8 protein-coding genes are annotated in these 6747 nt (G+C 55.2%); all 8 read left to right on the top strand.

Annotated elements, in window-relative coordinates; translation table 11 throughout:
- Positions 1 to 835, top strand: an 835-nt coding sequence (locus ABF287_RS00235) for a 5-bromo-4-chloroindolyl phosphate hydrolysis family protein (RefSeq protein WP_347183016.1), incomplete at its 5' end; no start/stop codon positions are given.
- 23 nt (positions 836 to 858) lie between these two features.
- On the top strand, positions 859 to 2049 hold the full coding sequence (locus ABF287_RS00230; RefSeq protein WP_347183015.1) for a toxic anion resistance protein: 1191 nt from the start codon (positions 859 to 861) through the stop codon (positions 2047 to 2049).
- An 89-nt stretch (positions 2050 to 2138) separates the two neighbouring features.
- A complete protein-coding gene (locus tag ABF287_RS00225) occupies positions 2139 to 3032 on the top strand; it encodes a DUF2927 domain-containing protein (protein WP_347183014.1) in 894 nt (297 codons plus the stop codon).
- A gap of 19 nt (positions 3033 to 3051) precedes the next feature.
- Positions 3052 to 4143, top strand: coding sequence for an SPFH domain-containing protein (locus ABF287_RS00220; RefSeq protein WP_347183013.1), 1092 nt, complete (start codon positions 3052 to 3054; stop codon positions 4141 to 4143).
- Positions 4144 to 4167: 24 nt separating this feature from the next.
- Complete coding sequence (locus ABF287_RS00215; RefSeq protein WP_347183012.1) at positions 4168 to 4548, top strand: hypothetical protein; 381 nt, start codon at positions 4168 to 4170, stop codon at positions 4546 to 4548.
- Positions 4538 to 5650, top strand: a complete 1113-nt coding sequence (locus ABF287_RS00210) for a primosomal protein N' (replication factor Y) - superfamily II helicase (RefSeq protein WP_347183011.1) — start codon at positions 4538 to 4540, stop codon at positions 5648 to 5650. The genes ABF287_RS00215 and ABF287_RS00210 overlap by 11 nt, the downstream gene beginning before the upstream one ends.
- 86 nt (positions 5651 to 5736) lie before the next feature.
- A complete protein-coding gene (locus tag ABF287_RS00205) occupies positions 5737 to 6657 on the top strand; it encodes a carbohydrate kinase (protein WP_347183010.1) in 921 nt (306 codons plus the stop codon).
- A gap of 2 nt (positions 6658 to 6659) precedes the next feature.
- Positions 6660 to 6747: D-aminoacyl-tRNA deacylase (locus tag ABF287_RS00200; RefSeq protein WP_347183017.1), on the top strand; the 88-nt coding region annotated here is incomplete at its 3' end.

The following is a 6747-nucleotide window of genomic DNA, read 5'->3' as shown; positions in this document are numbered from 1 at the left end:
CGCATCCGCGCGCGCGCCAAAGCCACGTCCTTTTGACGGCAAAAAGCCATCAATGATGGGCGCACGCTCCAACATCCTGTTTTACGCGGCCTTGCCATTGGCGTGGAAAGCCTTCGGCGCAGAACCCATCGTCATGGCGCAATACCTAGTGGCACTGGGACTTTTGCTGGGCGCCGCTTGGTTGACCCGCGAAGGCCTGAAAGCGCAAGAAGCGTATAACGCACGCAAAGTGGCGCGCCGCCCTGCCATTCCACGCAAGATCTTTGGATCTGTTCTTACTGGTCTTGGCCTTGGTCTGGTTGGCGTTGCTGGCTGGGGCCCTGTTGAGGCTGTGCTGTTCGCCGTTATGGGCGGAGCGCTGCACAGTTTTTCCTTTGGCATCGATCCGTTGAAGCACAAAGGCATGGAAGGCATCGACACCTTTCAGCAAGATCGAGTTTCAAAAGCCGTGGACGAAGCTGAGCGTCATTTGGCGACCATGCGCGAAGCGCTGGCGCGAACCTCCGACCGCGAAGCACAAAGCCGGTTGGAACAATTTTCCCAAACAGCACGCACAATGTTTCGCACGGTTGAAGAAGATCCGCGCGATTTAACAGCAGCGCGCAAGTATTTGAGCGTTTATTTGCTGGGTGCGCGGGATGCGACCATCAAATTTGCTGACATTTGGTCCCGCAGCCGCGACACTGAGGCACGGGCATCCTATTTGGCTCTCTTGAATGATCTCGAGAGCAATTTCACGGCGCGCAACGATGCGCTTCTTTTAGACAACAAAGTTGATCTCGATATCGAGATTGACGTTCTTCGTGACCGGTTGGCGCGCGAAGGTATCAAGTAAACACGTTATCTCTGGGGGACTTTATGTCAGACACCATTCGCCAAAAAGCCGAAGCCACGTTGAAAGACGTCGAAGCCGTCACATCCGTCGTATTGCCAGAACCTGCGGGTGATCTGGTCGTCCTGTCTGCCGCCAAACCTGAAGAGGCCGAAGCGATCCGCAGCGCGATGGACGAAATCGACATGGGCGACACGAATTCAATCGTGCGCTTTGGCTCAGGCGCGCAAGCCGAGTTGCAAGAAATTTCCCAAGCGATGCTCGCAGATGTACGCAACAAAGATGTTGGTCCTGCGGGGGACAGCCTGCGCTCAATCGTGACAACCATTCGCGGGTTCTCTGTGTCCGAATTGGACGTACGCCGCAAACGGTCATGGTGGGAACGCCTGTTGGGCCGCGCCGCTCCTATGGCGAAATTCGTGGCACGCTTTGAAACAGTTCAAAGCCAAATCGACGACATCACGGACAACCTTTTGACGCATGAGCACACATTGCTCAAAGACATCAAATCCTTGGACGTCCTCTATGACCGCACGCTGACCTTCTACAACGAGCTGGCGATCTACATCGCGGCAGGCGAAGCCAAGCTTCAAGAGTTGGATCACAAAACGATCCCAGCCAAAGAGACTGCAGTCGCCAAAGCTGAAGAGAAAGATCAAGTCATGGTGGCGCAAGAGTTGCGTGACCTGCGTGCGGCGCGCGATGATCTTGAACGTCGTGTGCATGATCTCAAGTTGACCCGTCAGGTCACCATGCAATCCCTGCCGTCCATTCGTTTGGTACAAGAAAACGACAAGTCACTTGTTACAAAAATCAACTCCACTTTGGTCAACACCGTGCCACTTTGGGAAACTCAACTGGCCCAAGCCGTAACCATCCAGCGCTCTTCTGAAGCTGCTAGCGCTGTGCGTGAAGCCAATGATCTGACCAACGAGTTGCTCACATCCAATGCGAAAAACCTGCGTCAGGCCAACAAAGTTATCCGCGAAGAAATGGAACGCGGCGTGTTCGATATCGAAGCTGTCAAAACGGCCAATGCCGACTTGATCGCGACAATCGAAGAAAGCCTGCAAATCGCAGACGACGGCAAAGCCAAGCGCGCGGCGGCGGAAGCCGACCTCAAGCAAATGGAAGCCGATCTTCGCGACACATTGGCAGCCGCGAAAGCCAAGCGCACAGGTTCTGGCGACAACGCCGGCACATCTGTACCGCGCTAAGCATGGCAGCTGGATTTGCACATTCTAAATGGCGTGCGGCGGGGCTTTGTCTCGCCGCTTGCGTCGCTTTGGTAGGGTGTGACGCACCCTTGGGTTTCCCAAATGCGTCTGACCGCCCATCGCAAACGCCCACAGATGTCGTGCAAGCAGCGCAGGGTCAAAATGAGGCCGCAACACCATCCGCGCAAAGTCGCACCATGGGCGTCTATTTGGCCAAGGTGCAATCTGACCTTTTGCTCAATGATTTGCTGCGCACAGACAATGGCAGCGTCGATACCCCTTTTACATCGCACCAGTTGGCCAGCAATTTTGATGCCATCGCATTGAACGACGAATACACCACGATTGACGGACGGTTCGTTGCGCGCACGACCCCGTCCCCCCTCAGCCGATGGGATGTCCCCGTGCGCATCGGATTGGAATTCGGCGCAAGTGTCCCGTTTGAACAACGCGACAAAGACGTTGCGACGGTTAAAGCGCTGATCAAGCGTCTGGCAAAAGCAGCGCGCCACCCTATTTCCATGTCTGACAAACCGAATTTTCACGTTTTGGTTTTGAACGAAGACGAACGGCAAGCCATCGGTCCGCGACTAGAACAAATCGTGCCAGGCATTGGTCAGGCTGCGATCGACACTGTCGAAGACATGCCCAGATCAAATTACTGCGTCGTGTTTGCCTTTGATCCCGCAGACAACGGCGCGTACCGCCAAGCTGTCGCGATCATTCGCGGTGAACATCCAGATCTGATGCGCAAATCGTGCCTCCACGAAGAAATCACGCAAGGCTTGGGTTTGGCCAACGACACGCCACGCGCGCGCCCTTCAATTTTTAACGACGATGAAGAGTTTGCTCTTTTGACCCACCATGACGAATTGCTTTTGCGCATCCTGTACGATCCGCGCTTGCAGACCGGCATGTCCCCAGAAATCGCTCGCCCTATTTCCGCGCAAATCGCGCGAGAATTGATGGGCGAAAGCAGCTAACCGCCAAAGGAGCCCCCCCATGGGAATTCTAGATTTTCTAACTGGTGAATTCATCGATGTCATCGACTGGACGGATGACACACGTGACACAATGGTATGGCGTTTTGAGCGTGAAGATCATGAGATCAAATACGGGGCCAAACTGACTGTGCGCGAAGGTCAAGCCGCTGTTTTCATTCACGAAGGCCAGCTTGCCGATGTGTTCACACCAGGGCTTTACATGTTGGAAACCAACAACATGCCGATCCTCACAACGCTCAACCACTGGGATCACGGCTTTAAATCTCCGTTCAAATCGGAAATTTACTATGTCAACACAACACGCTTTTCAGACCTTAAATGGGGCACCAAAAACCCGATCATGTGCCGCGATCCAGAATTCGGCCCTGTGCGCATCCGCGCCTACGGCACATACACCGTCAAAGTGTCTGATCCCGCGCTGTTCTTGACTGAAATCGTTGGCACAGACGGCGAATTCACGATGGACGAGATTTCGTACCAAGTGCGCAATATCATCGTTCAAGCCTTCTCGCGCATTGTGGCGTCCTGCGGCATTCCTGTGCTCGACATGGCGGCCAACACTGATGGGCTTGGCAAACTTGTCGCGACCGAAATTTCAAAAGTCGTCGCAGAATACGGCCTCATTATTCCTGAGTTCTACATCGAAAACATCAGCCTGCCAGAAGCCGTCGAAGCCGCTTTGGACAAACGTACATCCATGGGCATCGTTGGCAATCTCGACAGCTACATGCAGTTCAACGCCGCCGAAGGCATGGGCGCAGAAAACTCTGCGATGTCTGCGTCAATGGGTGCAGGCATGGGTGCGGGGCTTGGCATGAGCATGGCCGCCAACGCAGGCCCATGGGGTCCGCGTCCGGCGCCGGTTGCACCACCCGCCCCAATTGAACATGTCTGGCACATTGCCAAAGACGGCAAAACCACGGGGCCGTTTTCCAAGGCAGAAATGGGCCAAATGGCTTTGGCAGGCACGCTCACACGCGCCTCATTTGTGTGGACACAAGGGCAAGATGGATGGCTCACAGCTGATGACGTTGTTGAGCTGTCACAGCTGTTCTCGGTTGCGCCGCCCCCTCCACCGGCTGGGGCGTAGCGCCGAGCGAGAAAGCGTCAGACCATGCCCCCTAAAGTGATACGCAAGGCCGAAGGTCGCGCGCGCAAAGATGCGCGGGCCGAAGAAATCGCACTGGCGCTGATGGGCGTCGGCCCGTTTCCGCGCGATATGATTTCGGTAGATGCAACATGGGAGCGCGGCAGTGGAACACCTGCTGCGGGCCGCTCCGCCATTGTGAAAGCGGTCGAACAGTTGAATGCGCCAGATGGGATCACGGTCGAACAGGTCGTGACACAAGGCACTGCGGCGTCGGTTTCTGGGCGGCTGACACGCGGCGACCAAGCCCGCATTTTTTGCCATATCATTCGCCACACTTCGGAAGCGGCCGAACAGATCGCGCAAATCGTAAGCTTTGAACACGGTGGGAGCCGCCATGACGCATAGCGATGACAACAGCCCAAGTGCCGTGCTGGAAGATCACAGATTTCCCTGCATCACCTGCGGTGCCGACATGCGGTTTGCACCAGACCGAGGCGAGCTGGTCTGCGATCATTGCGGCGCGAGCGAAGTGTTGGATATTGGCGATGCGACAGGGCCAAACGAACTGGACTACCGCCACGCCATCGAAAACCTATTGCCGCAGCAAGCCATGGAAGACACGCGCGTGTCCGAATGCCCCAACTGTGGCGCGCATGTTGAATTTGATGCCGAAGTTCATGCCACAGATTGTCCGTTTTGCGCGACACCTGTGGTCACCGACACAGGATTACACCGCCAAATCAAACCGAAGGGCATTTTGCCTTTCACCCTGACTGAGACAACCGCCCGAGACGCCATGAGCGACTGGCTTGGGGGGCTGTGGTTTGCCCCCAATGGTCTTAAGGAATTCGCCCGCAAAGGTAGAAAACTGTCGGGGATCTATGTGCCCTATTGGACCTTTGATGCGGATACAAAGTCGCAATATTCTGGAATGCGCGGGGATGACTATTATGTCAGCAAAACCGTCATGCGGAATGGCAAATCCCAACAGGTGCGTGAACGGCGCACCAGATGGCGCAATAAATCAGGCCGCGTCGCTCGGTTCTTTGATGACGTCTTGGTTCTGGCGTCGACCTCTTTGCCAAAGAAATACACCGAAGGCTTGGAACCGTGGGATTTGCAGGCGATGGAGCCTTATGTCCCTGACTACATTGCAGGGTTTCGTGCTGAAAGTTACTCCGTCGACCTCAAGGACGGCTATACATCGGCGCGCGGATACATGGATCGCGTGATTTTGCGTGATGTGAAATTTGACATTGGCGGGGACAGGCAACGGGTCGCTTCGGTTCATACGCAGATCTCTGATGTCACGTTCAAACATGTGCTTTTGCCCGTGTGGTTGGCCGCTTACAAATATCGTGGCAAAACCTATCGGCTTGTCGTCAACGGCCGCTCTGGCCGTGTGCAAGGCGAACGCCCGTGGTCGATCTGGAAAATTACCTTTGCGGCTATTGCTTTGACACTCATTGCGGGCGCGATTGGGTATTTTGCGGCGCAATACCAATAAATTTGGTGCTTGGGCGCGCAGATAACACTTGCCCTGATAGCGCTAACAGACTTAAAAGCGGGACGACCCAATAAGGAAAAAATTCGATGATCCTATGTGCAGGTGAAGCTTTGATCGACATGTTGCCCCGCGAGTCAACGCTGGGCGAAGATGCATATGCACCCCATGCCGGCGGTGCGGTTTTCAACACGGCGATCGCGCTGGGACGTTTGGGCGCAAAGCCTGCGTTTTACTCTGGATTGTCCGATGACTTCTTTGGTGAATTGCTTAAGTCCAAGTTGGATGAAAGCGGTGTCGATGCCTCTTTGGTGGTGACGGCAGATCGCCCGTGCACTGTCGCTTTCGTAAAGTTGGTCGACGGCCATGCGACTTACGCATTCTACGACGAAAACACTGCGGGGCGGATGCTGACGCCGGCTGATTTGCCTGCATTGCCAGACGCCGTGCAAGCCCTGTTCTTTGGCGGCATCTCCCTGCCCGTTGAACCATGTGGCGAAGCCTATGAAGCGTTGTGCGCCCGCGAAGCAGCGACGCGCGTGGTCATGATGGATCCAAATATTCGCCCGACATTTATCAAAGACGAAGCCCGCTACCGCGCGCGGATGGAGCACATGCTGAGCTTGTGTGACATCGTCAAAGTGTCTGACGAAGACCTGCTGTGGATCATGGGCGAAGGCGATATTGAACAGCATATTCAAACACTTCTGACCAAAGGGCCAAGCCTGATCTGCTTGACCGAAGGGTCTGAAGGTGTGCGTGGTTTTACCAAAAATGGCATCGTAAAAGTGGCTGCGAACAAAGTTGACGTGGCTGACACTGTCGGTGCTGGCGATACTTTCAACGCGGGCCTTTTGGCATCTCTGCAAGCTTCCGGCAAATTGACCAAGGATGCGATCAAGGACCTTGATGACGAGACCATCCGCGCGGCCTTGGCCATGGGATCAAAAGCCGCGTCGATCACAGTGTCTCGCGCGGGCGCAAACCCGCCTTGGTCGCATGAGATGTAATCATGCGCGCACTTGTTCAACGCGTTTTAGAAGCATCGGTTAAGGTCGACGGCGACGTCGTCGGCGCCTGTGATCAGGGCCTTTTGGTTT

It is taken from the genome of Pacificibacter sp. (assembly GCF_039769035.1).
Taxonomy (GTDB): domain Bacteria; phylum Pseudomonadota; class Alphaproteobacteria; order Rhodobacterales; family Rhodobacteraceae; genus Celeribacter.
This window is presented reverse-complemented; position numbering and strand designations above follow the sequence as displayed.